This is a genomic window from Providencia sp. PROV175, assembly GCF_032707045.1.
GTDB lineage: Bacteria > Pseudomonadota > Gammaproteobacteria > Enterobacterales > Enterobacteriaceae > Providencia > Providencia hangzhouensis.
Genome location: NZ_CP120533.1, coordinates 4,090,819 through 4,115,968, shown reverse-complemented (window position 1 = coordinate 4,115,968; position 25,150 = coordinate 4,090,819). Strand labels below are relative to the sequence as shown.

Here is a 25,150-nt window from a genome sequence, read left to right as displayed (position 1 = left end):
ATACAATGAAAAAATCAACATTATTAGCTGCTGCTTTAACTTTAGGTGCTGTTTCATTTGGTTCAATGGCGGCTGAAGAAGTTCAACATACTAATCAGCCTGCAGCAGGTTATGTCTCAGTAACGGGTGCTGTGAGTGTAAATGACCTGACCGCACAATTAGCCAAAAAAGCTGATGAAGCTGGCGCTACTTCATTCCGTGTGATTTCTGCTGGCGGTGAGAATAGCATGAGTGGTACCGCGGCTATTTATAAATAAATTTATTCGTCATAATTCACGTCACAGCGTTGTTGGCTACGTTTACTCGCACTAGTCACATACTTATGTATGCTCCTAGCGTCTCGTTCACTTGCCGCCTAGCTGTACCACGAATTATTTAGAATAAATACTCGAATTTAGTTGGCGTATAGGCCTAAAAATATTTAGGTTAATATTTCAGCTAGTTAGGCTATAGTAATAGCGAATTTTATGCCTACGTTCAGAACAGTTTAAGCAAGCTTAGGGGTAACCCGAAAGCTTGTTCTGAACGGGTTTATATGGAAACCGCTATGACGCCTGAACAAACTTTAAAACACATCCAACGCTATATTGCTCGCCAACACGTTTTTTCCCTTTTTGCTCATCACAACAATGATATCTGGCCTGCCAGTTGTTACTATGCATTTGATGCGAAAAAGATGTGCCTAATTTTAATGACTGATTCAAGCTCAAAACATGGGAAGCTAATGGTGGCTAACCCGCAAGTGGCTGGCACAATATCGGCGCAAACTAAAGCTGTGAATACAATACAAGGCATTCAATTTACAGGTGAAATTAAAATATTAGAAAGTGAGGAAGCACAACTCGCTCGCGGTTTCTACTGCCGCCGCTTCCCTGTGGCAATAGCAGCGAAACTGCCAGTTTGGCAGCTTCACTTACAGAATGTCAAAATGGTGGATAATAAATTAGGTTTTGGCACCAAGCTATATTGGGAATGCCAAATTTAACGAAGCCTATGGATCACTTGATTTGAGCTACCGCGCCAAATTAAGCGCGGGTCATGTAAATCCTGCTCAAATTTACCGTCAATCACGGTATTGACAAAACTCACCACTTTTTGCTGTTCAAGCGTTAAATCACCCAATGTGTATCCTGTCCATAACCAGATGTCTTTATCTGGGCAAACGGCTTTAACGCGTTTTACCAACTTGAGCACTGCAGGCAAATTGGCTGGGTGTAGCGGGTCTCCGCCGGACAGGGATAATCCCTGTCGACGAATACGCGTGTCTTGCAAGTCTTGGATAATTTGGTCTTCCATTTCTTGGGTGAATGGCACACCTGAATCCACTCGCCATGTACTTTGGTTGTAGCAACCACGGCATTGATGAACACACCCTGCCACAAACAGTGTACAGCGGGTTCCGGGGCCATTGACCACATCAACAGGATAATATTGGTGATAATTCATGGCATTAACCTATTTGGCCGTTACCTAAATGCTTAATACGGCGTTTGACTTCCTCTTGTTTTCCTGCATTAAATGGCCTTGCATCTGGGCTGCCTAAATAGCCACAGACACGGCGGATAACTGAAACTCGGTTAGTATCATGATTACCACAAGCCGGGCAGGTAAAACCTTTGCTGGTGCAGGAAAATTCACCGGAAAAACCGCATTCATAACACTCATCAATTGGTGTGTTAGTTCCATAATAAGGCACATGTTGATAGCTGTAATCCCACACGTCTTCTAAGGCTCTAACATTATGTTGTAAGTTTGGATATTCGCCATAACAGATAAAGCCGCCATTCGCGAGTGCAGGGTAAGGCGCTTCAAAATCAATTTTATCGTAAGGATTCACTTGTTTTTCAACATCTAAGTGGAAGCTGTTTGTGTAGTAGCCTTTGTCGGTAACACCTTGTATCACTCCAAATTCAGCGGTATCGAGACGGCAAAAACGGTCACACAAATTTTCACTTGGTGTGCTGTATAAACTGAAACCATAGCCTGTTTGGGCTTTCCACTCATCAGTGGCTTGACGTAAGTGGCTGACAATCTCGACAGCTTTTTCGCGCAATTTTTCATTATCATAGACATGAGTTTGTGTGCCAAAAAGTGCATTGATGGTTTCATGCAACCCAATGTAACCTAAAGAAATAGATGCACGACCATTTTTGAATATCTCAGCGACGTTATCATCCGCTTTTAAGCGAACTCCACAAGCGCCTTCCATATATAAAATTGGCGCAACACGTGCTTTTACGGTTTCTAAACGGGCAATGCGAGTCATTAAGGCTTTTTTGGCAATAACTAAACGTTCATCCAGTAATGCCCAGAACGCATCTTCACTGCCCTGTGCTTCGATAGCAATACGAGGCAAATTGAGGCTGATAACGCCTAAATTGTTGCGGCCATCATGAATTTGTTGCCCATTTTCTTCATAGGTGCCAAGGAAACTGCGGCAGCCCATTGGCGTTTTAAATGACCCAGTAACATCAACGACACGGTCGTAGTTAAGAATATCGGGGTACATGCGCTTACTGGCACACTCTAAAGCGAGTTGTTTGATGTCGTAATTAGGGTCACCCAGTTTATGGTTTAGGCCATCTTTAATCGCAAAAACGAGCTTAGGGAAAACCGCCGTTTTGCGGTTTTTGCCAAGGCCCGCAATGCGGTTTTTCAGAATAGATTGCTGAATTAATCGTGCTTCTTTAGAGGTTCCGAGACCAAAACCAAAGGTGACAAACGGGGTTTGGCCATTTGCGGTGTGAAGCGTATTGACTTCATACTCTAAGGATTGAAAGGCGTCGTAACACTCTTTATCGGTGCGGCTGTGTGCATAACCTTCTACGTCTGCTATTCCCCATTCTTTGGCGACGTTTAGGTGCTTTTCGTAGCTGATAGCGACATATGGTGCTAAAATTTCGTCAATACGGTTAATGGTTGTGCCCCCATAAATATGGCTCGCAACCTGTGCAATAATTTGTGCTGTAACAGCTGTTGCGGTTGAAATAGACTTTGGTGGCTCTATTTCTGCATTTCCCATTTTAAACCCGTTAGTTAACATGCCTTCAAGGTCAATTAACATACAGTTAAACATCGGGAAGAACGGCGCATAGTCGAGATCATGATAGTGAATTTCACCACGTTCGTGTGCGATAACGACATCTCTCGGCAAAATATGTTGTTTTGCATAGTGTTTAGCGACAATACCAGCGAGTAAATCGCGTTGTGTCGGGATCACTTTACTGTCTTTATTGGCGTTTTCATTAAGTAAAGAGACGTTACTTTGTTCGATTAGCCCACGAATGTCATGTGTCAATTGGCTGCGTTTTTCGCGTTCGCTGTCTCTATCGTGGCGATATTCAATATAAGCACGGGCTAAGTCTTTATAAGGCCCTGCCATCAATTGGTTTTCGACAGCATCTTGAATTTCAGCGATATCTACTCGGTCACGGCTGCAAAGTTGCTCTGTGACAACAGAAGCAACCTGAAGACAATAATCGTCATCCTTAACATTCACAGCAGCCGCTGCGCGTTTAACGGCTTCCTGAATTCGTGGAAGGTCAAAACCGACCTGACAACCATCTCTTTTAATAACAACCGTTCCCACGGGCATTCTCCTTGTTAAGTTATCCACAATACGACTTCAGCTATTTGCCATGTTTATCACGGGTACTAATCTGTGGATAAAATGTGAATAAATACTATATGTTGTGTCAATTGGTGTAATTAAAGCACAATATGTGGGATATTGCTTTTATTTAGATCGCCAACATTTGATTTAAAACAAAGAAAAAAATAATTTGTATGAAGATCAAAAGCGCAGAGGAAATAAATCTTTTCAGTTACTAGGATTCATTTTAATCATGCAAATAAAGTGTGTGTAATCGAATTTCCATCAGCGGAAAACGGGAAAAGTAGAGTTATAGTGTACAATCGGGAAGTTTTATGAGGACGGTAATACGTTTGGGGTGACAAAATCAGCGGGAAAAATAAAGACACCCCACTCAAAGCATGGGGTGTTTGGCTCGAACTAATCGTTATTTACGTACTGCGATTGCTTCGATTTCAATTTTTACGTCTTTTGGCAGACGAGCAACTTCAACACAAGAGCGAGCTGGGAATGGTGCATTATGTTGCTTGAAAAACTCTTCATAGGTGGCATTCACTGTCGCGAAGTCATTTAAATCTTTTACAAATACCGTTGTTTTCACGATATTAGCCGCACTTAAGCCAGCTTTTTCTAAAATTGCTTTTACGTTAGCCAGTGATTGGCGAGTTTGTGCTGCGATATCTTCAGGCACTTCACCCGTTTTAGGGTCAACAGGGATTTGACCTGATGTGATAACCATACTACCCAAATCTACGCCTTGAACGTAAGGACCGATCGCTGCTGGTGCGTTTTCTGTATTGATTTCGTATGACATAACTACTCCGTTTCATCACGTAAAGAGAAAATACTCATCATGTGGCAAGCCACAGCAGTGTTTGTGGCTTGGTGTGACTTTGAGTATAACTTTATGGGGTATTAGGCGCTATTATAAACATGGATTGCACCTAGACAACACCGCAGTCTACGCAAAAACAACCTACTGGTTATTGATCACAGCGTCTCTATCGAACTCTTTTTCGCAGAATTTACACGTCAGTGCGACTTCTTTGCCGATTTTTTTCACTCGGAAACTGCTTGATACGGGCTCATTATGGCTAATACAGTTGCTATTTGGGCAAATTAACACATTGTCGATATACTGAGGCAGTGTGAGTTCAAGCTTTTCGACCACTTGGTAATCTTCAATGCGATTCACAGTGGCTTCAGGGGCATACATAGCCAATTGGTTAGCTTGCTCAGGAGTTAAAAAGGTATTTTCAATTTTGATAATATCTTTCTTGCCTAAGTTGCTTGAAGGTAAATTTAAACCAATGGTGATGCGCTCATCCGTTTTGGTCAGTTTGAACAGTTTGAGTAATTTGAAGCCAATTTGAGCAGGAATGTGGTCAATAACGGTACCGTGGCTGATTGCTTCAACTTGTAATTTATGGTCGTGTGTCATGATGATTTCCTCCTCAGATAGCCAATTCTTTATTTAAAACCAGTGATAGCAATGCTTGCCTTGCATAAATCCCATTGCCTGCTTGTTGAAAATAATAAGCATATGGGGTGCTATCTACATCAACCGCGATTTCATCAACTCGAGGTAATGGATGTAAGACTTTTAAATTCGGTTTTGCACAATGCAGGTCAGCGGCACTTAAAATAAATTGGGCTTTCACATTCGCGTATTCAGAAGGGTCTAGACGCTCTTTTTGTACACGAGTCATATACAGAATGTCGAGTTCTGGCATCACTTCATCAATGTTATTGTGCAGGCTGTAGGTTGCGCCTTTTTCTTCTAAGATGTGCAGAATATGATTTGGCATTGAAAGCGCTTCAGGAGCAATAAAGTAGAAGTGATTACCTTCAAATTTAGACAGTGCTTGTGTAAGAGAATGCACGGTTCTACCATATTTTAAGTCACCAACCATGGCAATTTGTAGGTTCTCTAAACGGCCTTGCGTTTCTTGGATAGTAAACAAGTCGAGTAATGTTTGCGTTGGATGCTGGTTTGAACCATCGCCTGCATTAATGACAGGAATATGGCCTGCAAACTGGCTAGCGAGGCGAGCGGCACCTTCTTGCGGATGGCGCATGACGATAGCATCCACATATTGGCTGATAACAGAGATAGTATCGGCCAATGTTTCCCCTTTTTTACCGAGGGAGGTGTTGGTGCTGTCAGAAAAGCCAACAACAGAAGCGCCTAAACGGTGGATAGCTGTTTCAAATGACAAGCGCGTGCGTGTCGAGGCCTCAAAGAAACAGCTTGCGATAACTTTATGTTTTAGGAACTCGGGTTGTGGCTGCTTTTTTAATGAAGCAGCGACGTTAAGTACTAATTCAAGATCTGAACGGTCTAAATCATTAATCGAGATGATATCGCGGTGGTATAAAGGGTTCGGCATTGTTGTTCTCCTGTGTCAGCAAGACATATTAGGTCTATAGGCCAAAAAAAAGCCCCTCATTGAGGGGCTTTTTTATAAATAAGAAGGGGAAAAACAGGCTGTCCAGACCGCCAGAAGGCAGTGCAGTGGAGGTGTTCTCTGTAAAAAATAGAGCAGCAACGTTCATGGTTTCTCCCGGCAAATTGTGGCGCATTATACGCATCTGATTCCATGACGCAAGCGTTTGCATAAAGAAAAATACATTTTTTTTATTTTTGCGTTTTGGTGAATATTTGAACTAACTGAAAAATGGGAGAAATAGTATCTCTCAATAGGGAATGCGCTGAGTATTGGTGTTTTTTAAACCAAAATTAAATCACATGATTGAATATACAGTACATTTATTTACACTTATTTTATGTGCGAGTAAGATAATTTTTCTTTTTAATTAAATATGATCATTATGAAATCACGACTTTTTATTCTATTGGCATTCCTTCTCTCTGGCTGTTCATCTGTTTGGGTACCTGTTTCCGGCGGTTCAAAATTCACTCAAGCTGAGGCGAATGCAGTTTGTAAACCTGAAGCCCTTCATTTGTACCCAATCAAAAATGAAGTTGCGCAGCGCTCTGTTATGTCTTATGTCGAAAAAAAATGCAAAAAAGATGATGATTGTGGCAAAGACAAAACTTATAAAGAACAAACACCAGTTATGGAAAGCTATGTGATTGATGTCAATGAAGACACCCGTAATAATTATTACTTGGAATGCATGGTGTCTAAAGGCTGGACAAAAAAAGATAAGTATATGTGGGAATAGCATACAAGCAGCTAAATAGCCCAGTAGGCGCAGTTTACTTGGCTATTTAGCATGACAACGTTTATTTTTGCCCAAGTCTTTTCGCTACTTTCTCTAATTTCATCATTAGTAATAATGTAATCGAAACTAATACAATCGTTAGTGCCGAACCATCTGCAATATTTCCTCTATCGGTTAAACTGAAAATTGAAACAGGTAATGTCGCCCAGCCGGGGGGATATAACATCATTGTGGCACCAAGTTCCCCTAAGGACAGTGATAGGCTTAATGCTAATGCTGAAATCATCCATGGCATCAATAGTGGTAGGGTGACATGGCATAAACGATACCAAGGAGAAGCGCCTAAGCTAAAAGCCACATTTTCAATATCGGGAGAAATACGGGTTAACCCAGTGGAAACATTGCTAAACGTAAAAGCAGAAATCAACACAAAATGAGCACTAAATACAATCCAAAAAGTGCCGTTCATCTGTAAATAGCCTTGGCTGAATGCCACAAGGATCCCAAGCCCAATAGACACAGAAGGAATAGCGCTGGGGAGATAAAATGCAATACTCAGCCACTTTTGTATTTTCCCACTGTGTCTTCTTAGTGCTAACGCAGCCCAAAGCCCACAAAACAGCGCAAATAGACTGGCACTAAAACCAACCACTAGGCTGGATAACATGGCGTCCCAAGCTGGCCCACTAAATGCGTTCACAAAATGTTCAAAAGTAAAGCCTGAAGGCAAAATGCCATTCCATTGGCGGCTGAAACTCGACATTAAAATCATCACTAAAGGCAGTAAAAACAATAAACTAAATAAGCTGATGGCAATGATAGTAGCAGTAACTCGTCCTTTTTTAGACCAAATCAACATAATTAATTCCTTACACCAAGACGAGTGGTTGCCATTCTGTAGAGAAAAAATAACCCGAGTGAAAGCAAGATGTTAATTAAGGCAATCATGCATGCTACGGCATAATCTGACTCTAATATTGCCTTGCTATAGACCATCATCGGTAAGGTATTGACGCCTTTCGCCCCGATAAACAGTACGATGCCAAATTCATTGGTGGTTAGCAGTAGGCACAGGCTGCCACCGGCTAATAGAGCGGGAAGTGCCGCAGGAAAAATGACTTTCGCGATCACCCGCGCAGGGTGCGCACCTAAAATACTGGCGGCTTCTAACTGGCTCTTGTCTATTTGGCGCAGTGCTGCCATGAGAGGGCGCATGACCAGAGGGGTAAAAACGGTAATTTCTGCTAAGATCACCCCATGAATGGAATAAAGGAAATCAACGGGGGGCAGTTCGAAATCAAACAATGCCATCAAGGTGCCATTGAGTAGCCCAGCAGAACCATAAATAAAGGTGAAAGCGAGGGTGATCAAAAAAGTCGGTAGGGCAATAAAAGTATCAATCACTTGAGTGATAAAACGGCTTCCCGGAAAAGGAATAAACACCAAGATCAGCGATAAAACACTGCCTATCACAAGGCAGCCTAAGGTGGCAAAAATGGCAATGTAGAGAGTATTCCATAACCCATTAATAAAGCGTTTTGACTCAATCAGTTGCCAAAATGCATCTAACCCCCATCCTCCGGTTTCATTTTGCAGTGCTTGTTGGGCTATCAACAATAAGGGATAAAAAAACAACGTAACTAACACCAGCAATGGGGGCAATATCCAATAAATGGGCTTTATCGTTATTGATGAACCTTTTGGCACGCTAATATGTGACATGTTATTCCTCAATTAAAACGGTATCCGCAGGTGAAAACCATAAAGTGAGTTTATCGCCTATTTTAGGCGGTGAGGCCAAATGGGTGATGGCAACACTCACGGTTTCACCAGCAACATCACAAATTAAATGCGTTAAATCCCCCTGCCAGCGAATAGAGGTTAATGTGGCTTGTAGCTGATTAGTGGTATTGGTATTTGGCAATAGAGTGATGTGTTGTGGGCGGATACACACCCATTTGTGAGTGCCTGCTCGCATGCCTAATGTATGAGCCTCCAACAATGTTCCACCACAACTGACATTCACTTTTCCAGGGCTTGTTGAAAAACCAAGCGCAGTAGCGGCTAGAATATTGGCTCGGCCTAAAAACTCAGCTGCAAAGCGGTTGGGTGGACGATGGTATAAGGCATTTTTTTCGCCGTGAGCGACTAAATAGCCTTCTTTCATGATACCAATTTTGTCACCAAGTGCGAGTGCTTCCGTTTGGTCATGGGTGACGTAAAGAATAGTCAATTCAGGCAGTTCACGGTGTAAACGGGCGATTTCTTCGACCATATTGTGGCGGATCTGTGCATCGAGCGCGGAAAGTGGTTCATCAAGTAACAGGACTCGAGGCCTTACGGCAATTGCTCTCGCAATCGCAACCCGCTGTTGCTGCCCCCCTGAGAGTTGGTGAGGATAGCGAGTTGCGTAATCCGTCATTCCAACAATTTTAAGGGCTTCAACGACTCGCTCATTAATCAGTGCGTTGGGCTGTTTTTGTGCTCGCAAGCCAAATGCGACATTCTCTTCCACTTTCATATGGGGAAAGAGTGCGTAGTTTTGCACGACCATGCCAAGTCCGCGTTGATACGGGGGAAGGTGGGTGATATCCGTATCACCCAATAAAATGCGCCCGCTATCTGGTTGAGCGAACCCTGCAATAGCACGTAATACCGTAGTTTTCCCTGAACCTGATGGGCCAATCAACACCAATATTTCCCCGGGGTCGATGGTTAAGTCTAGGGGCTTAAGCACGACATTATTATGATAAGAGACACGTAAAGACTCTAATGTGATCCCAGAGTGTTCGGTTTGCTGTATTGCTGTAGTGACTTTTCGTTTCATCAACATCTTAAGTTACTCACCGTCAGTGACTTTCTGCCAACGTGAAATATCATCGGATAGGGAAACTTCAACTTCATCCCAATTAGGTTGCCAAGTTTTCACGCCTTCTAACTTCTGAAGAGCAGTGTGATACTGTTTATCGGATGGTGTGACATCGGAACGAACAGGCATGCCCCATGAAAGCTCACTAACACGGCTTTGTGAGGGTTTATCCAAAAGGAAATTAATCAGTTTTTTACCGTTTTCTGTTTCGGGCGCATTGTTAACTAGGCCGATAACATAGGGTAAAACCAGCGCACTACGCTCCCCGCTGGCATCTTTCGGCCAAAAAATTTGGACATTAGGGTTACGTGCCATTTGAGATAAATTCATTTGTAAGTCGCCATTAGCGACATAGAGCTCCCCTTTATTCACGAGGGCGGTAAGCTTACCTGTCGAGGCGGATGGGCCAACGTTATTAGCCTGCAACTTACCGAGATAATCAAACCCTGCGTCTTTGCCATTAAAACTGTGGAAAACTTGTAACATCACTGCAGTACCATCCCCAGCTTGTCCCGGTGTTGAATATTGAAGTTTATTTTTAAAGCGAGAATCGAGTAGGGAGTCCCAATTTTCAGGAGGAGACTTAAGCAGTTTAGCGTTATAGATAAAGGTCAGGTAATTATTGACTAACGGTGTGTAATAGTGATTGGAATTAGGAATATTTGCTGTATTTTCTGGCGTAAATTCAGCTAATAACTGATTTTTTGCGGCACGTTGAATAAAGGGAGGAACAGTAATCAGCACATCGGCTTGTGGATTGGTACGCTCTTTAGCGAGCCTTTCAACTATCGCCCCTGAACCACTTTCGACATACTGTACTTTGATACCGGTTTGTTTGGTAAATGCTTCGAACTGATTTTTATACCAACTGTTGTTGCCATCGTGAAGCCCATCAGCGGAGTAAACAGTCACAACATCAGCGGCAAAAACAGAGGTAGAGCAAAGGGTTGCCATTAATAGACCAGCTAAGTAGGTGCGTTTCATGGTTATCTCCTGTTAAGGTAAAATGTATTCTGGTATATACCAGATGTTTTTTACGCTAACGGGTTTATATGACAGAAAGATGAAATGCAGCTAAATAGCTAAAATTATTTTCTATAAATAGAAATAATCACAAAGTATCGACTTCGATGCGCAAGCTATCGTGGCGCCAGTATTCAACATCATAATCTAAAATTCGCCCATGTTGGTCATAGTTTAAGCGTTGCAACAATAAGGCTGGACGGCCAACCGTAACCCCCAGTGCTTGTGCTGCTTGGGCAGGCATTGCCGTTGGGTAGAAAGACAAATGCATACTGGTATAGATTAAATTGAAATGAGCTTCGTACACTTCCGTTAAACTGCCGTTGAGGTCGTGGCGTAGCAGTTCAGGAACGCGAGCAGGTAAACAATGGTTCTCACAGTAACAAACGGGTCTGTCATCAGCAAAACGTAGGCGGGTGAGTAAATAAATTTGTTCAAATGATTGAAGTTTTAACGGCTCCATAGCTTCGAGAGGAACTGTAATAACTTTTCCATCCAGTAAAACTGTCTTCGGTTGGCGACCTTGTTCGAGGCAAAGTTTATGGAAATTAGTATTTTGGGTTGGGTCTAACCAAAGGCGCTCAGGTGTGACAAACCAACCACGACGTTCAGACCGGTAAATTGCCCCACTGGATTCTAGCTGTGCCAAACTTTCGCGAATAGTGACACGAGTGGTATTGAAAATGGCACAAAGTTCGCGTTCCGAGGGGAGTTTATCACCACATTTTAGCGAGCCATTTTGAATCTTTTCCTGTAATTGGGCTTTGATAAGCAGATATTGCGGGGCTTCATCCGCTGATAATTTCATGGTTATTTCCTGTCATTGTTTCAGTCATATTATACATAGTTATATGAATTTTTTGTTTCACGAGCACTTTTCCTTTGACCTTTTGAGCAGCCTACGACCATTATAATAGAAATCTGGTATAGACCAATAGGTGAATTGAATGACAAACAACAATTATTTGCTATTAACGCCGGGGCCGCTTACCACGTCTAAAACGGTGAAGGAAGCCATGCTGTTTGATAGCTGTACATGGGATGATGATTATAATTTAGGCGTTGTACAACATATTCGTCAACAGTTAGTGGCACTGGCAACGGCCAAAGCAGGGTATTCTTCGGTCCTGCTTCAAGGAAGTGGAAGCTATGCGGTTGAAGCGGTTTTAGGTAGTGCAATCGGTGATAAAGAGAAAGTTTTGATTATCAGTAATGGCGCTTACGGTGCTCGAATGGCTGAAATGGCTCAGCGATTGGGTGTGGCTCATTGTGTTTATGATTGCGGTGAAGTGTCGTTGCCAGATGTGCAACAGATTGAACAGTTATTGCAACAAGATAGCCAAATCACTCATATTGCGATGGTGCACTGTGAAACTACGACAGGGATTTTAAACCCGATAGAAAAAGTCGCGAAATTAGCGAAGCAGTATCAAAAATGCTATATCGTGGATGCAATGAGCAGTTTTGGTGGGGTTCCTATGGATGTTGCTGAGCTTAACATTGATTTTTTAATTAGTTCTGCGAATAAATGTATTCAAGGGGTTCCGGGGTTTGCTTTTGTTATCGCCCGTACCGAGGCGCTTGAACGTTGTAAGGGGCGCTCTCGTTCATTATCGCTAGATTTATACGCACAGTGGCGCTGTATGGAAGATTTCCAAGGTAAATGGCGATTTACTTCTCCAACTCATACTGTATTAGCATTTGCCCAAGCACTCAAGGAGTTAGCTAAAGAAGGTGGCGTAGCCACTCGCTTTCAACGTTATCAAGGGAATCAATACAAGTTGGTGTCCGGTATGCGTAAATTAGGTTTTACCACGTTGTTAGAAGATAGCCTTCATTCGCCAATTATCACCGCATTTTACTCACCAAATTCATCTGATTACCAATTTAAGCAATTTTATCAGAGTTTAAAATCTCAGGGTTTTGTCATTTATCCGGGCAAGGTCTCGCAAAGTGATTGTTTCCGTATTGGAAATATTGGTGAAGTTTATGAAAAAGACATTGATGCATTGTTGTTAGCAATAAAAAAAGCCATTTATTGGGAAAAATAAGGAAAAGAAATGGACCGTATTGAAGCCGTTATTCTTGACTGGGCGGGTACTACTGTAGATTTTGGCTCTTTTGCCCCTACTCAGATTTTCATCGAAGCATTTAAATCTGTGTTTGATATAAATATTACATTGGCTCAAGCGCGCATTCCTATGGGACTAGGAAAATGGCAACATATTGAAGCACTGGGTAAATTGCCTGAAGTAGACGCTTTATGGAACGCAAAGTTTGGCCGCTCAATGAGTAGTGAGGATATCGATAAAATCTACGCGGCCTTTATGCCATTGCAAATTGCTAAAGTTGTCGATTTTGCTGCGCCAATCACCGGAGTTGTCGACACAATCGCTACATTACGCAACCAAAATATTAAAATTGGCTCTTGTTCAGGTTACCCTCGTGCCGTGATGGAAAAGTTAGTTCCAGCAGCAAAGGCATTGGGCTACCAACCCGACTACTGGATAGCAAGTGATGATCTACTTGCTGGTGGGCGTCCGGGACCTTGGATGGCATTACAGAACGTCATTGAGCTAGGTGTTGGTTCCGTATCCGCTTGTATCAAAGTGGATGATGCCGTTCCCGGAATTGAAGAAGGACGTAATGCCGGGATGTGGAGTGTTGGTTTGTCTATCTCGGGTAATGAGTTTGGTAAAACATGGGAAGAGTATCAAGAGATGACTGTAGATACGGTTAACTCGTTAAAACAACAAGCCGCCGAGAAATTGTATGCTGCTGGTGCTCATTATCTGATTGATACGTTAGCGGATTTGCCATCGGTTATTGATTGTATCAATCAGCGTTTGGCGAAAGGTGAACGTCCATAATGATAGGTTACCCTCAACTCATTTGGTTGAGTTGAGGGTAGGAATTTAAAAAACATTAATAGGAAGTTCTGGCGCTAATGTCGCTACCATTACCGCTTTGATGGTATGTAAACGGTTTTCTGCTTGATCAAAGACAATACTGTAAGGAGATTCAAAGACTTCTTCCGTGACTTCTAACCCACCAAACATATTGAATTCTTTAGCAAGTTGCGCTCCCAATGTGGTGTCTTCATTATGGAATGCAGGTAAGCAGTGTAAGAACTTAACATTCGGGTTGCCAGTGAGCTTAATCACATCCATATTCACTTGGTATGGTTTTAATAAATTAATGCGCTGTGCCCATACTTCTTTGGCTTCTCCCATCGATACCCACACGTCGGTATAGATAAAATCGGCATCTTTAACACCTTCGGCGACATCTTCCGTGAGTGTGATTTTCGCACCCGTTTTTTGAGCCAGTGCTTGGCAAGTATTCACTAATTCTTCTTCTGGCCAGCAGCTTTTCGGCGCAACAAGGCGTAAATCTAAACCTGTAAGCGCAGCAGCTTCTAGCATCGAATTCCCCATGTTATTGCGTGCATCACCTAAATAGGCAAATTTAATTTCAGATAATGGTGTATTTGGTCGGTGCTCTTGAATGGTTAGCAGGTCGGCTAATAACTGTGTGGGATGGAATTCGTTAGTTAGTCCATTCCATACAGGCACTCCCGAGTGCGCGGCTAAGAGTTCTACTGTGTTTTGAGCGAATCCGCGGTATTGAATACCGTCATACATCCTGCCCAATACTCGAGCGGTATCTTTCATGGTTTCTTTGTGGCCGATTTGGCTACCAGAAGGCCCTAAATAAGTGACTCTAGCGCCTTGGTCAAATGCACCAACTTCAAATGCACAGCGTGTCCGCGTTGAATCTTTTTCAAAAATAAGCGCAAAGTTTTTACCTGAAAGGAGGGGCTGTTCTGTACCGGCTTTTTTTTCTGATTTTAACCAAGAAGAGAGTTTTAAAAGTGAATGAATTTCGCTAGAGGTAAAATCAAGTAACCTTAGAAAAGGTTTATTATATAGGGGGTTCATAATTGGTAGCCTTTTTGTTTTGAATTAATATTCAATTTATATTCATAAAAATTCAAAATCAACCCCCAACGCAAAAGAAATTATCTTTAAATATATGGTTTCACTGTCAACCGTATGGGAGAATGGCGCAAAGAAAGACGAGCGACAAAGAAATAAAAGGGGTGTGGATATGGTAGATAAAGCTGAATTGGATGCGCAGTACGAAGAAACTCGCTTAATTATCGAAGAATTATTGGAAGATGGCAGCGATCCTGATGCATTGTATGCGATTGAGCATCATTTCTCTGCTGACAACTTTGCACTGTTAGAAAAAGCGGCTGTTGAAGCTTTTAAACTAGGCTATGAAGTCACAGATGCGGAAGAACTCGAAATTGAAACGGGTGAAACCCTGATGTGCTGCGATGTGATCAGTGAAAGTGCTTTAAATGCAGAGCTGATTGACGCACAAGTTGAACAATTAATGAAACTGGCTGAGAAAATGGGCATCAACTATGATGGTTGGGGCACGTATTTTGAAGACCCAGACGCAGAATATGACGACGAAGACGATATCGACCCTGAAGATCGCGTTCATTAATTATTAGTCGCATCATGCAACTGCATAAAAGGATAGCTAAAAACTATCCTTTTTCGTTTAGCGTAGAATTATAATGCCTTTAACATGCGAATTTCACAGTCACTATGACCCGTATTTCCTAACGGTTCATCAATAAATTCAAACCCTAATTTTTCATATAACTTAATAGCAGCTTGAAGTTCTTTGGTCGTTTCTAAATAGCAACGAGTGTAGCCTTGCGCTTTAGCAAATTCCAGTGACATCAGTACGATTTGTTTTGCTAAGCCTTTGCCACGTAACATGGAAGATAAATACATTTTCTGTAGTTCTGCTGTTTCGTTATCACCACCAGCAACTTGTGAAACACCGCCACCGCCAACAATTTCGCCATCCATTTCAACTACCCAGTAAGCACTGCGCGGTTCGCTATACACCTCAAATAAGGTATCTAAAATAGGGTCAGCAACAGCAAAGCCTTTGTCTGCGGTTAAGCCATGCTCAGCAGAAACTTCGCGAATAACGGCGGCGATCCCAGGGTTGTCTTGAGGTTGAATTAAACGAACTTTAACGATTTGGTTTGTGTCTGTTGTCATGAGAACATCTCTTTTATTTGTATTAATTATATTTTTCATTGCGGCATTGGTAGTCGCAATATGTATGATATTGGCACATTTTTAATATTTTCAATGCCCTAATACAAAAAAGCCCTGACTCATCAACGACGAGTCAGGGACAGATACTTAAAGCTTAATGATTACAAAGAGGCAATCGTCACTTTTTGTGCTTCAATTTTAGCTTTTGCTTCAATATTGGCAGTTAAGCGTTCACGCTCTTTTTCAACAACTGCAGCAGGCGCACGGCTCACAAAACCTTCGTTTGCCAGTTTGTTTTCAATGGTTTCGATTTCTTTCACCACTTTTTCCAGCTCTTTATCTAAACGAGCCAGTTCCGCGTTTTTATCAACCAGACCCGCCATTGGGATCAGTAACTCAGCACCGCTAACCAGTTTGGTGACAGAAACCGGTGCTTCTTCGCCTTCAGATAGCACGCGGATGCTTTCTAAACGCGCCATTGATTTGATAAAGTTTTGGTTTTCTTCGATACGGCGTTTTGCATCAGCAGAAGCACCACGCAGCATCACATCGAGCGGTTTACCTGGAGAAATATTCATTTCTGCACGAATGTTACGAACGGCAATAATGGCTTCTTTGATCCACTCAAGGTCACTCAGCGCAAGTTCATCCACTTTAGCGGCATCGAACTCAGGGAACGCTTGCAACATAATGGTATCAGCGTCAATACCTTTAACCACTTTAACTCGTTGCCAAATGGTTTCAGTGATGAATGGAATGATTGGATGAGCAAGACGCAGTAAGCCTTCCAGCACTTCGATCAGGGTGAAACGCGCTGCACGAACTTGCGCTTCATTACCTTTATGAACTGCAGGTTTAGACAGCTCTAAGTACCAGTCACAGAATTCATTCCATGTGAAATCATACAAAATACCCGCTGCGATATCGTAACGGTGAGTATCTAGCGCTTCACGGTAGGTTTTCACAGTGTGATTGAATTGTGCCATGATCCAGCGGTCAGCGAGTGAGAAGCTCATTTCACCACCGTTTTGGCCGCAATCTTGGCCTTCGGTATTCATCAGAACGAAGCGGCTCGCATTCCATAATTTATTACAGAAGTTACGGTAACCGGACAGGCGTTTCATATCCCAGTTGATATCACGGCCTGTTGACGCTAATGCCGCTAAAGTAAAGCGTAGGGCGTCAGTACCATGGGCTTCAATGCCTTCTGGATACTCTTTACGAGTACGTTTAGCAATTTTTTCAGCCAATTGTGGCTGCATCATGTTGCCAGTACGTTTTTCAAGTAAATCTTCCAAAGAGATACCGTCAATCATATCTAATGGGTCGATAACGTTCCCTTTGGATTTTGACATTTTTTGGCCTTCTTCATCACGGATCAGGCCTGTCATATAAACGGTTTTGAATGGCACTTGTGGCTCGCCGTTTTCATCTTTGATGAAATGCATGGTCATCATGATCATACGGGCGATCCAGAAGAAAATAATATCGAAGCCACTGACCAATACATCTGTTGGATGGAAGGTTTTCAGTGCATCGGTATTTTCTGGCCAGCCGAGAGTCGAGAATGTCCACAGACCGGAAGAGAACCACGTATCCAGTACGTCGTCGTCTTGGCGCAGAGCAATATCCGCACCTAAGTTGTTTTCACGACGAACTTCGTCTTCATCGCGACCCACGTAGACATTGCCTTTTTCGTCATACCATGCAGGAATGCGGTGGCCCCACCACAGTTGGCGAGAAATACACCAGTCTTGAATATCACGCATCCAAGAGAAATACATGTTTTCGTACTGACGAGGAACGAACTGAATACGGCCATCTTCAACGGCTTTAATGGCATCACGAGCCAAAGGCTCGGTACGCACGTACCATTGGTCGGTTAGCATAGGCTCAATAACCACACCACCACGGTCACCGTAAGGCACCGTCAGGTCATGAGGTTTCACTTCAACCAGCAGGCCAAGTTGTTCGAATTCTGCGACGATAGCTTTACGCGCTGCAAAACGTTCCATTCCACGGTAAGCTTCTGGGATTTCGCAGCTATAAGCGGTAGATGGGTTACCGTTGGTATCGAAAATTTCCGCTTCGTTACGAACGTTGCCGTCTAAGTCCATCATGTTAATCATTGTTAACTGATGGCGTTTACCGACTTCATAGTCATTAAAGTCATGAGCTGGAGTGATTTTCACACAGCCAGTACCTTTTTCCATGTCAGCGTGTTCATCACCAACAATTGGAATACGGCGGTTAACGATTGGCAAAATAATTTCTTTACCAATTAAATCTTTATAACGTGGATCTTCAGGGTTAACGGCGACACCGGTATCCCCTAACATGGTCTCAGGACGGGTAGTCGCGACCACTAAATAGTCTTTGCCTTCAGCCGTTTTTGCGCCATCAGCCAATGGATAACGCAGGTGCCACATAGACCCTTTGATTTCACGATTTTCAACTTCTAAGTCAGAAATTGCCGTGTGCAGTTTTGGGTCCCAGTTAACTAAGCGCTTACCACGATAAATCAAGTTTTCTTTATAAAGGCGAACGAACGCTTCTTTAACGGCTTTAGATAAGCCTTCATCCATAGTAAAACGCTCGCGATCCCAATCAACAGAATCGCCTAAACGGCGCATTTGCTGTGAAATTGTACCGCCGGATTCCGCTTTCCACTCCCAGATTTTGTCAATGAACGCATCGCGGCCGTAGTCGTGACGGTTTTTACCTTCTTCTGCTGCAATTTTACGCTCAACAACCATCTGAGTTGCGATACCTGCATGGTCAGTTCCCGTTTGCCATAAGGTATTTTTACCTTGCATACGTTGATAGCGGATCATGGTATCCATGATAGTTTGCTGGAAGGCATGCCCCATGTGCAGGCTACCAGTGACGTTCGGTGGCGGAATGACGACACAGAAGCTGTCTTGGGTGGTATCCCCATTAGGTTTAAAATAACCGCTTTTCTCCCAGTGAGCATACAGTGACTGCTCAATCTCTGCGGGGTTATATGTTTTATCGAGCGAGGGCTCATTCATTGGGCTATCTGGTTTCTTTTCCATTATCTTTTTGTATTCAGTAAGTTGGCGGCGCCGCCATAGTCAAATTGAAGCCGACGCTACGGTAAGTTTTATACCGCTCACGCGCCAACTGTTTTAAAGTTTCATCAATAGGTACGAAGTCTACCACTTCATGGAAAGCCGTGGCAAAATCTGCGAACTGATTTTGTAAATTAATCAGGATATCACGTGGGGTATTTCCCCGTTTAGCAGGCCAACAAATTTCAATCGGTGCACCATAACGCGGCCCTTCACCCGCCAAATTATGCGGGACAAACTGGTGTGGATCGCGTTGCCACAAGGCCTCATCAATCTTTTCAGCTTGTTGCTGTGTTTCGCAAGCAACTAAAACACGCTTTCCACTGCGCCACATTTGTGCGGCAAGCTCACAAGCTAGCCATTCATGGGCTTCAAGTTCAGGATGTGGTGATGCCTGTTTTAGTTGGTAAAATGTACCTTTTTTCATATACCCGTCATACTTCAATTTGTAGGGGTGTTGGCTACGCACTTTCGCCTTAGTCACATACTTTTGTATGCTCCTAAGGTCTCAATTGCTTGCCGCCTACCTACAAACTGAATTATTTAGGGTATAGCGTAAATTGCCATCCTTCAATTTGTAGGGGTGTTGGCTACGCACTTTCGCCTTAGTCACATACTTTTGTATGCTCCCAAGGCCCCAATTGCTTGCCGCCTACCTACAAACTGAATTATTTAGGGTATAGCGTAAATTGCCATACTTCAATTTGTAGGGGTGTTGGCTACGCACTTTCGCCTTAGTCACATACTTTTGTATGGGATGTGGGCTACGCGTTTTTGGTGACCAAGCGCAGAATTATGTCTATGTTGAATTATAACCTTTTTTATAGCTGCCTCAAAATGGCTTTCTTGGTGTATCAAAAAACCAAAAATAATATCCCGAGTCGCATAAGTGCTCATCGGGATATTTTTACAAGTGATGTACAGCTAAAGCGCTAAATGGGATTACTCATCACCATTAAGGCCTGCACGGTTCAATAAGAACTGCGCTAGCATGGAGACAGGGCGACCAGTAGCGCCTTTTGCTGCACCTGAACGCCAAGCAGTCCCTGCGATATCAAGGTGTGCCCAGTTATATTTCGTCGCAAAGCGAGACAAGAAACAACCCGCGGTGATAGCACCAGCAGGACGGCCACCCGTATTGGCTAAATCAGCAAAATTAGGCGTGATTTGGTCAAAATACTCATCAGCCAGTGGTAAACGCCATGCACGGTCACCCGCTTGCTCTGAAGCGTTTAATAACTCATGAGCTAATGGGTTATGGTTTGACATTAAACCGGTGTAGTGGCTACCTAATGCAATCACACAAGCCCCTGTTAAGGTCGCGATATCAATAACCAGCTCAGGTTCAAAGCGCTCAACATAGGTGAGTGCATCACACAGAACTAAACGGCCTTCAGCATCCGTATTGAGGACTTCAACGGTTTGCCCAGACATGGTAGTAAGAATATCACCCGGACGATAAGCACGCCCACCAGGCATGTTTTCACAGCCTGCTAATACCCCAATGACATTAATTGGCAACTGCAATTCAGTGATAAAGCGCATTACACCGTAAACAGAAGCCGCGCCGCACATATCGTATTTCATTTCATCCATGCCTTCGGATGGTTTGATTGAAATACCGCCAGAGTCAAAGGTTAACCCTTTACCTACGAGTACGATAGGTTTGCAGTCGGGATCTGGATTGCCTTTATATTCCATGATGGACATCAGTGATTCATTTTGTGAACCTTGACCCACCGCGAGGTAGGCGTTCATTCCTAACTCTTTCATTTGCTCTTCGCCGATCACTCGCGTGGTCAGTTTGCTGTCTGAAATATCTGCTAATTGACGTGCTTGAGACGCTAAATAACCTGCGTTACAGATATTTGGTGGCATATTACTTAAATCTTTTGCCGCTTTAACACCTGAAGCAATCGCTAAACCATGGGAAATAGCACGTTCACCACTGGTCAATTCACGGCGAGTTGGCACATTGAAAACCAGTTTACGCAGTGGACGACGATGTTCTGTTTTATTACTTTTCAGTTGATCAAACACATACAGTGATTCTTTGGCTGTTTCGACGGCTTGGCGCACTTTCCAGTAATTATTGCGGCCTTTAACGTGTAATTCAGTTAAGAAGCAGACGGCTTCCATTGAGCCAGTTTCATTCAATGTGCTGATTGTTTTCTGAATAATTTGTTTAAATTGGCGCTCATCTAATTCGCGTTCTTTACCACAACCGATAAGTAGAATGCGTTCAGACAGAACGTTGGGTACATGATGGAGTAGCAGGGATTGCCCCACTTTACCCTCAAGTTCGCCACGGCGCAGCAGGGCGCTGATATATCCGTCACTGATTTTGTCCAGTTGTTCAGCAATTGGGGACAGACGGCGTGGTTCAAAGACTCCGACAACAATACAAGCGCTGCGTTGTTTTTCCGGGCTACCACTTTTTACACTAAACTCCATGCGTTCTCCTGAATCTTAAAGACAAAGGCCGATGCTCCCGCTAAAATTAGCGTTTCGCATGATCTACCTCATAGAGAATGAACTCTTTATGTTAAACTAACCATCTATACGCGAAATAGCTCACGTTGTATGCTGTTAATTGCGATACACCATGAAGTATGGCGAGTATATCTGGTTTCTCGAATATTAAGCATGTTCTGATATTTCAACCAGTATAGAGAATGCTTTTATATCATTGTAGCCATACAATAAACTAGAGTATATGTTAGTAAATGGCAGACATCGAACGAACTTAGCCATTTTCTTCCCAAAAGACAAGTTTTCACAGGCGTAATAAGCGTGATCATTATTAGATATTTGGTACGGGAAACCCTGAAAAGTCAGTTAGCCATACTTTTTGTATTGATGCTAATCTTTTTTAGCCAGAAGTCGATAGATATTCTTGGCGCTGCGGTTCAGGGCAACATTCCCTCAAACTTAGTACTTCCTTTACTGGGGTTAGGTGTGCCTGAAATGGCGCAGCTTATCTTACCTTTGAGCCTATTCCTTGGGCTTTTGATGACCTACAGTAAACTTTACACTGAAAGTGAAATCACGGTAATGCACGCCTGCGGTTTAGGTAAAAGTGTTTTAGTAAAAGCCGCGTTAGTCCTAGCGGTCATTACCGCGATGGTTGCGGTGGCTAATATCACATGGATGTTGCCGTGGTCATCTCAATATCAAGAGCAAGTATTGGCTGATGCAAAAGCGAACCCTGGGTTAGCCGCGATGGTGGAAGGGCAATTTAAAACCACTAAAGATGGCAATTATGTCCTGTACATTGGTGATGTAAAAGGTAGTAACTTCAAGAACGTATTTCTTGCACAGCTACGCGCTGCAAATGAACAACGGCCTTCAGTTGTAGTGGCTGATAGCGGTTATATGAAAGAAGACCCCGATGGCCGACAAGTCGTTGTTTTAAACGAAGGTACTCGCTATGAAGGAACCGCGTTACTGCGAGATTTTCGAATAACTGACTTTGTTAATTACCAAGCTATTGTTGACCACCAAACCGCAGAAACGCGTAGTGACCGAGTCGAGCAAAAAAATATGCTACAACTGTGGTCTGAAAATACTCCTGAAGTGAACGCGGAGTTCCATTGGCGTTTAACGATTGTATTCTCCGTTGTCGTTATGGCCTTGATGGTCGTGCCATTAAGCGAGGTTAATCCACGTCAAGGACGGGTATTAAGTATGCTTCCAGCGATGCTGCTATACCTCATTTTCTTTTTATTACAAAGTACATTGCGTAATAGTGCCGATAAGGGTGACCTTGACCCAAGGTATACTATGTGGGCGGTGAATGTGGGGTATTTGATATTAGCGATAGTCCTAAATGCGTGGAATACCGTCCCAATGCGACGTATGCGTCTTAAATTGAGTAAAGGGGTTGCCTGATGTTTGGTGTTTTAGATAGGTATATCGGTCGGACCATTTTAAATTCGATTTTAGTGACGCTATTTCTGCTCGTTTCACTGGCAGGGATCATTAAATTTGTCGAGCAGCTTCGCAAAGTGGGTGATGGCGACTATACGGCATTGAGCGCAGGTGTATTCACTTTATTAACTGTCCCAAAAGATATTGATATCTTCTTTCCAATGGCAGCATTGTTGGGAGCACTCATGGGGTTAGGGGCACTGGCTTCACGTAGTGAGCTAGTCGTCATGCAAGCTTCCGGTTTTACCCGCTTACAAATCGCATTATCGGTGATGAAAACAGCAGTTCCATTGGTCATTGTCGCAATGTTTATTGGTGAGTGGATCGCACCTGCGGGAGAACAGTGGGCAAGAAATTATCGCGCAGAAAAAATCGTGGGTAACTCATTAGTTGTGACAGATGAAGGTATGTGGGCAAAAGATGCCAATGATTTTATTCATATTCAGCGGATTAATAATGCGACATCGATTCAAGATGTGTCGGTGTATCGTTTTGATGACCAACGTAAATTGAAGTCAGTGATGTTTGCTGCGAATGGCGAGTATGACTCGACAAATCAGCTTTGGGTATTATCTCAAGTGGACGAGTCAATTCTAAGTAGTGAGAAAAAAATTACAGGTTCACAGCGATTAACGGTTGATTGGAAGACCAACCTAACCCCAGAAAAACTAGGAATAGTTTCACTGAATGCTGATTCGCTATCAATCCGCGGCCTATATCAATATGTCTCGTACTTAAAAGAAAGTGGCCAAGTTGCCGCGGTTTATGAGCTCAGTATGTGGAAAAAAATACTGGCGCCATTATCCGCAGCCGTCATGATGTTAATGGCAGTTTCATTTATTTTTGGGCCGCTGCGTACCGTTCCGATGGGTGTTCGTGTTATTTCAGGTATTGTGGGTGGGTTCTTGTTTTACGTACTCAACCAAGGGTTTGGTAACTGGAGCCTAGTTTATTCGGTACCACCCATTGTTGCAGCAATTTTGCCGAGCTTACTATTTTTAATTGTTAGTATCGTACTATTAGTAAAACGAAAATAACGTTTTATAGGTCATTAAAGGCTGTGTATCTTTGGGTATCACAGCCTTTTTCTTTTCTCGTCATTTACTGAGTAATAAATTCCCTAATTTGCTGATAATTCTTAATAGTTTGTTTTGAGGACGGAATAAAGCTTGTTGTTGTCTATTATCTGCAGATGTACTGATATATTCGCCTTTGATCCCAACAACATTAAATCGACTTTTATTAGCTAACTGTTGAGCATAAGAAAAAATACCGCCATTCGCCGTATATGATTGTCGAACAAGATAAGCTTTTTTCCATTCTTGCTTTGTGAATGCAGTTTGTGCTTCTTTTCGTGCTTCTCTGACAAGTTTTTTATATTCAGGTGTTTGTTCTAATTTCTTTTGATTGTTTTTTAAGGGATGAGAATTGAGTGATTCAAGACCGATTTCTACTGATGTCGGTTTTTGCGGGGCAGGGAATATGTTTTGGTGGTTATAGATTCTTCTAAGTTGGAGAGCTAACTCAGAAACTTTGCCCTGCTTAATGGTACAGGGCCGTGTTATATGATGTAAAAAAAATGGAGAAATACGCATTTTAATTCCTATTCACAAAGTAGAAGAGGGATTAAGATTAGCCTTGAATTAGCTTATAGCATTGCATAAAACGATAATAAACTTAAGAAATAGCTTGAATAATAGCGGATTAGTACTGTTATTATTAACCAGCTATTGCATAACCTAATGCACTGATAAAGGCTACTATCCTTGTTTGCGGTTGAAATAACTTTTTTCTGGCACCTGAGATATTACTTTGGTCATCAATAGCTAAAATATTTTGGCGACTCCGGTTTGCTAATTGCTGAGCAAGTGAAAAAATTCCACCTTTCATACTATTTTGTCGTTTAAATTTAAAAGCAGCTTGGCACTTTTCCCGATATATTCGTCTTTCTTCTTGTCGGCAAGCTTTGATAGCTTGTAATTCTGAGCCTTCGAAATACTTGTAGGGATATTGAGTAGCAATAGACCTATTTTCTACATACTCTGGTTTTTTAGTACAATGGCCTTTAATACTATTTAAAACTTCTATCAATTCAAATTGGCTAATTTTGGGGTATTGTGTAGCCTGACAACTTGATGTTATCGCGTGGTTTTTTGTTCTCATTTTAGCTCCGCATGTGTTAATGGAAGGCTAAAAGATTATCGGTAATCTGAATGAATTGATTTTAAAAATGGATAGTAAAATTATCAAAAACAGCCTGAATATCTCAGGCTGTTGTCGCAATTAATGTAATAATGCGGGTAAATCCACGTTTTAAGGTTGGGGTGTAACTCGCCATTGCTTGTAACGCTTCGGCGGTACTCCT

26 protein-coding genes are annotated in these 25,150 nt (G+C 42.6%); 8 read left to right on the top strand and 18 right to left on the bottom strand.

What is annotated here, in order from left to right; genetic code table 11:
• Positions 1-5: 5 nt before the first annotated feature.
• Entirely contained in the window at positions 6-257 is a 252-nt protein-coding gene (gene bhsA, locus P3L44_RS18755; protein WP_004905862.1) for a multiple stress resistance protein BhsA, read from the top strand.
• A gap of 290 nt (positions 258-547) precedes the next feature.
• Positions 548-985 (top strand): YhbP family protein, encoded by a 438-nt coding sequence (locus tag P3L44_RS18750; RefSeq protein ID WP_272662142.1) that lies wholly within the window; start codon positions 548-550, stop codon positions 983-985.
• On the opposite strand, the gene nrdG is transcribed toward P3L44_RS18750, so the two are convergent.
• The 6 genes from nrdG to P3L44_RS18720 all read right to left on the bottom strand — a co-directional run bounded on the left by nrdG (position 982) and on the right by P3L44_RS18720 (position 6,148).
• Positions 982-1,446, bottom strand: a complete 465-nt coding sequence (nrdG, locus tag P3L44_RS18745; RefSeq protein WP_096864323.1) for an anaerobic ribonucleoside-triphosphate reductase-activating protein — start codon at positions 1,444-1,446, stop codon at positions 982-984. The two genes, P3L44_RS18750 and nrdG, sit on opposite strands and share 4 nt — an antisense overlap.
• A 4-nt stretch (positions 1,447-1,450) precedes the next feature.
• Positions 1,451-3,589: an anaerobic ribonucleoside-triphosphate reductase gene (gene nrdD, locus P3L44_RS18740; protein ID WP_272662141.1), complete on the bottom strand. Its 2,139-nt coding sequence runs from the start codon at positions 3,587-3,589 to the stop codon at positions 1,451-1,453.
• A gap of 430 nt (positions 3,590-4,019) precedes the next feature.
• The gene (ridA, locus tag P3L44_RS18735; RefSeq protein WP_004907508.1) at positions 4,020-4,406 is read right to left on the bottom strand and encodes a 2-iminobutanoate/2-iminopropanoate deaminase; all 387 of its coding nucleotides are present in this window, start codon (positions 4,404-4,406) and stop codon (positions 4,020-4,022) included.
• A 162-nt stretch (positions 4,407-4,568) separates the two neighbouring features.
• On the bottom strand, positions 4,569-5,033 hold the full coding sequence (gene pyrI, locus P3L44_RS18730) for an aspartate carbamoyltransferase regulatory subunit (protein ID WP_004907509.1): 465 nt from the start codon (positions 5,031-5,033) through the stop codon (positions 4,569-4,571).
• Between the two features lie 13 nt (positions 5,034-5,046).
• Positions 5,047-5,982, bottom strand: coding sequence for an aspartate carbamoyltransferase (gene pyrB, locus P3L44_RS18725; protein WP_004907510.1), 936 nt, complete (start codon positions 5,980-5,982; stop codon positions 5,047-5,049).
• Between the two features lie 34 nt (positions 5,983-6,016).
• Positions 6,017-6,148 carry a hypothetical protein gene (locus P3L44_RS18720; protein WP_255456629.1) on the bottom strand — a complete coding sequence of 44 codons (132 nt, stop codon included), beginning with the start codon at positions 6,146-6,148 and terminating at the stop codon, positions 6,017-6,019.
• 276 nt (positions 6,149-6,424) lie between these two features.
• On the opposite strand from P3L44_RS18720, the gene P3L44_RS18715 reads away from it, so the two are divergent.
• Positions 6,425-6,781 (top strand): hypothetical protein, encoded by a 357-nt coding sequence (locus P3L44_RS18715; RefSeq protein WP_036958764.1) that lies wholly within the window; start codon positions 6,425-6,427, stop codon positions 6,779-6,781.
• 61 nt (positions 6,782-6,842) lie between these two features.
• On the opposite strand, the gene phnV is transcribed toward P3L44_RS18715, so the two are convergent.
• From phnV to phnR, 5 genes are all read right to left on the bottom strand, one after another.
• Positions 6,843-7,640 (bottom strand): 2-aminoethylphosphonate ABC transport system, membrane component PhnV, encoded by a 798-nt coding sequence (gene phnV, locus P3L44_RS18710; RefSeq protein ID WP_272662140.1) that lies wholly within the window; start codon positions 7,638-7,640, stop codon positions 6,843-6,845.
• Positions 7,641-7,642: 2 nt separating this feature from the next.
• Positions 7,643-8,503: a 2-aminoethylphosphonate ABC transporter permease subunit gene (gene phnU, locus P3L44_RS18705; protein ID WP_272662139.1), complete on the bottom strand. Its 861-nt coding sequence runs from the start codon at positions 8,501-8,503 to the stop codon at positions 7,643-7,645.
• 1 nt (position 8,504) lies between these two features.
• Positions 8,505-9,614 (bottom strand): 2-aminoethylphosphonate ABC transport system ATP-binding subunit PhnT, encoded by a 1,110-nt coding sequence (gene phnT, locus P3L44_RS18700; protein WP_140171811.1) that lies wholly within the window; start codon positions 9,612-9,614, stop codon positions 8,505-8,507.
• A 6-nt stretch (positions 9,615-9,620) separates the two neighbouring features.
• Complete coding sequence (phnS, locus tag P3L44_RS18695) at positions 9,621-10,634, bottom strand: 2-aminoethylphosphonate ABC transporter substrate-binding protein (RefSeq protein ID WP_272662138.1); 1,014 nt, start codon at positions 10,632-10,634, stop codon at positions 9,621-9,623.
• 127 nt (positions 10,635-10,761) lie between these two features.
• Positions 10,762-11,481, bottom strand: a complete 720-nt coding sequence (gene phnR, locus P3L44_RS18690) for a phosphonate utilization transcriptional regulator PhnR (protein ID WP_004905839.1) — start codon at positions 11,479-11,481, stop codon at positions 10,762-10,764.
• 139 nt (positions 11,482-11,620) lie between these two features.
• Between phnR and phnW the strand changes: the two genes are divergently transcribed.
• Positions 11,621-12,724, top strand: coding sequence for a 2-aminoethylphosphonate--pyruvate transaminase (gene phnW / locus P3L44_RS18685; protein WP_140171809.1), 1,104 nt, complete (start codon positions 11,621-11,623; stop codon positions 12,722-12,724).
• A gap of 9 nt (positions 12,725-12,733) precedes the next feature.
• Positions 12,734-13,543 (top strand): phosphonoacetaldehyde hydrolase, encoded by an 810-nt coding sequence (gene phnX, locus P3L44_RS18680; RefSeq protein WP_272662137.1) that lies wholly within the window; start codon positions 12,734-12,736, stop codon positions 13,541-13,543.
• A 45-nt stretch (positions 13,544-13,588) separates the two neighbouring features.
• Here the strand turns inward: phnX and argF are convergent, their stop codons facing one another.
• On the bottom strand, positions 13,589-14,614 hold the full coding sequence (gene argF / locus P3L44_RS18675) for an ornithine carbamoyltransferase (protein WP_109912106.1): 1,026 nt from the start codon (positions 14,612-14,614) through the stop codon (positions 13,589-13,591).
• Between the two features lie 169 nt (positions 14,615-14,783).
• Here argF and rraB point away from each other — a divergent pair, with 169 nt between their 5' ends.
• A complete protein-coding gene (rraB, locus tag P3L44_RS18670) occupies positions 14,784-15,191 on the top strand; it encodes a ribonuclease E inhibitor RraB (protein ID WP_180359503.1) in 408 nt (135 codons plus the stop codon).
• 68 nt (positions 15,192-15,259) lie between these two features.
• Here rraB and P3L44_RS18665 read toward each other — a convergent pair whose 3' ends face one another.
• The 4 genes from P3L44_RS18665 to pepA all read right to left on the bottom strand — a co-directional run bounded on the left by P3L44_RS18665 (position 15,260) and on the right by pepA (position 21,309).
• The gene (locus P3L44_RS18665) at positions 15,260-15,763 is read right to left on the bottom strand and encodes a GNAT family N-acetyltransferase (RefSeq protein WP_272662136.1); all 504 of its coding nucleotides are present in this window, start codon (positions 15,761-15,763) and stop codon (positions 15,260-15,262) included.
• Between the two features lie 161 nt (positions 15,764-15,924).
• A complete protein-coding gene (locus P3L44_RS18660; protein WP_180359506.1) occupies positions 15,925-18,795 on the bottom strand; it encodes a valine--tRNA ligase in 2,871 nt (956 codons plus the stop codon).
• Between the two features lie 37 nt (positions 18,796-18,832).
• Positions 18,833-19,282 (bottom strand): DNA polymerase III subunit chi, encoded by a 450-nt coding sequence (locus P3L44_RS18655; protein ID WP_094961630.1) that lies wholly within the window; start codon positions 19,280-19,282, stop codon positions 18,833-18,835.
• A gap of 515 nt (positions 19,283-19,797) precedes the next feature.
• Positions 19,798-21,309 carry a leucyl aminopeptidase gene (gene pepA, locus P3L44_RS18650; protein WP_004264329.1) on the bottom strand — a complete coding sequence of 504 codons (1,512 nt, stop codon included), beginning with the start codon at positions 21,307-21,309 and terminating at the stop codon, positions 19,798-19,800.
• Positions 21,310-21,648: 339 nt separating this feature from the next.
• Between pepA and lptF the strand changes: the two genes are divergently transcribed.
• Positions 21,649-22,746: an LPS export ABC transporter permease LptF gene (lptF, locus tag P3L44_RS18645; protein ID WP_036958756.1), complete on the top strand. Its 1,098-nt coding sequence runs from the start codon at positions 21,649-21,651 to the stop codon at positions 22,744-22,746.
• Positions 22,746-23,822, top strand: a complete 1,077-nt coding sequence (lptG, locus tag P3L44_RS18640) for an LPS export ABC transporter permease LptG (RefSeq protein ID WP_004907535.1) — start codon at positions 22,746-22,748, stop codon at positions 23,820-23,822. Before lptF ends, lptG begins: the two co-directional genes overlap by 1 nt.
• 60 nt (positions 23,823-23,882) lie before the next feature.
• On the opposite strand, the gene P3L44_RS18635 is transcribed toward lptG, so the two are convergent.
• Both P3L44_RS18635 and P3L44_RS18630 read right to left on the bottom strand, forming a co-directional pair.
• Positions 23,883-24,380 (bottom strand): hypothetical protein, encoded by a 498-nt coding sequence (locus P3L44_RS18635; protein ID WP_109912102.1) that lies wholly within the window; start codon positions 24,378-24,380, stop codon positions 23,883-23,885.
• A gap of 124 nt (positions 24,381-24,504) precedes the next feature.
• Complete coding sequence (locus P3L44_RS18630; RefSeq protein WP_140171804.1) at positions 24,505-24,948, bottom strand: hypothetical protein; 444 nt, start codon at positions 24,946-24,948, stop codon at positions 24,505-24,507.
• Between the last annotated feature and the right edge of the window lie 202 nt (positions 24,949-25,150).

What these genes read in the sequence shown, in the direction of transcription:
- bhsA (WP_004905862.1), top strand. Translation starts at nt 6, where the DNA reads ATGAAAAAATCAACATTATTAGCTGCTGCTTTAACTTTAGGTGCTGTT.
- P3L44_RS18750 (WP_272662142.1), top strand. Translation starts at nt 548, where the DNA reads ATGACGCCTGAACAAACTTTAAAACACATCCAACGCTATATTGCTCGC.
- nrdG (WP_096864323.1), bottom strand. Translation starts at nt 1,446, where the DNA reads ATGAATTATCACCAATATTATCCTGTTGATGTGGTCAATGGCCCCGGA.
- ridA (WP_004907508.1), bottom strand. Translation starts at nt 4,406, where the DNA reads ATGTCATACGAAATCAATACAGAAAACGCACCAGCAGCGATCGGTCCT.
- pyrI (WP_004907509.1), bottom strand. Translation starts at nt 5,033, where the DNA reads ATGACACACGACCATAAATTACAAGTTGAAGCAATCAGCCACGGTACC.
- pyrB (WP_004907510.1), bottom strand. Translation starts at nt 5,982, where the DNA reads ATGCCGAACCCTTTATACCACCGCGATATCATCTCGATTAATGATTTA.
- P3L44_RS18720 (WP_255456629.1), bottom strand. Translation starts at nt 6,148, where the DNA reads ATGAACGTTGCTGCTCTATTTTTTACAGAGAACACCTCCACTGCACTG.
- P3L44_RS18715 (WP_036958764.1), top strand. Translation starts at nt 6,425, where the DNA reads ATGAAATCACGACTTTTTATTCTATTGGCATTCCTTCTCTCTGGCTGT.
- phnV (WP_272662140.1), bottom strand. Translation starts at nt 7,640, where the DNA reads ATGTTGATTTGGTCTAAAAAAGGACGAGTTACTGCTACTATCATTGCC.
- phnU (WP_272662139.1), bottom strand. Translation starts at nt 8,503, where the DNA reads ATGTCACATATTAGCGTGCCAAAAGGTTCATCAATAACGATAAAGCCC.
- phnT (WP_140171811.1), bottom strand. Translation starts at nt 9,614, where the DNA reads ATGTTGATGAAACGAAAAGTCACTACAGCAATACAGCAAACCGAACAC.
- phnS (WP_272662138.1), bottom strand. Translation starts at nt 10,634, where the DNA reads ATGAAACGCACCTACTTAGCTGGTCTATTAATGGCAACCCTTTGCTCT.
- phnR (WP_004905839.1), bottom strand. Translation starts at nt 11,481, where the DNA reads ATGAAATTATCAGCGGATGAAGCCCCGCAATATCTGCTTATCAAAGCC.
- phnW (WP_140171809.1), top strand. Translation starts at nt 11,621, where the DNA reads ATGACAAACAACAATTATTTGCTATTAACGCCGGGGCCGCTTACCACG.
- phnX (WP_272662137.1), top strand. Translation starts at nt 12,734, where the DNA reads ATGGACCGTATTGAAGCCGTTATTCTTGACTGGGCGGGTACTACTGTA.
- argF (WP_109912106.1), bottom strand. Translation starts at nt 14,614, where the DNA reads ATGAACCCCCTATATAATAAACCTTTTCTAAGGTTACTTGATTTTACC.
- rraB (WP_180359503.1), top strand. Translation starts at nt 14,784, where the DNA reads ATGGTAGATAAAGCTGAATTGGATGCGCAGTACGAAGAAACTCGCTTA.
- P3L44_RS18665 (WP_272662136.1), bottom strand. Translation starts at nt 15,763, where the DNA reads ATGACAACAGACACAAACCAAATCGTTAAAGTTCGTTTAATTCAACCT.
- P3L44_RS18660 (WP_180359506.1), bottom strand. Translation starts at nt 18,795, where the DNA reads ATGAATGAGCCCTCGCTCGATAAAACATATAACCCCGCAGAGATTGAG.
- P3L44_RS18655 (WP_094961630.1), bottom strand. Translation starts at nt 19,282, where the DNA reads ATGAAAAAAGGTACATTTTACCAACTAAAACAGGCATCACCACATCCT.
- pepA (WP_004264329.1), bottom strand. Translation starts at nt 21,309, where the DNA reads ATGGAGTTTAGTGTAAAAAGTGGTAGCCCGGAAAAACAACGCAGCGCT.
- lptG (WP_004907535.1), top strand. Translation starts at nt 22,746, where the DNA reads ATGTTTGGTGTTTTAGATAGGTATATCGGTCGGACCATTTTAAATTCG.
- P3L44_RS18635 (WP_109912102.1), bottom strand. Translation starts at nt 24,380, where the DNA reads ATGCGTATTTCTCCATTTTTTTTACATCATATAACACGGCCCTGTACC.
- P3L44_RS18630 (WP_140171804.1), bottom strand. Translation starts at nt 24,948, where the DNA reads ATGAGAACAAAAAACCACGCGATAACATCAAGTTGTCAGGCTACACAA.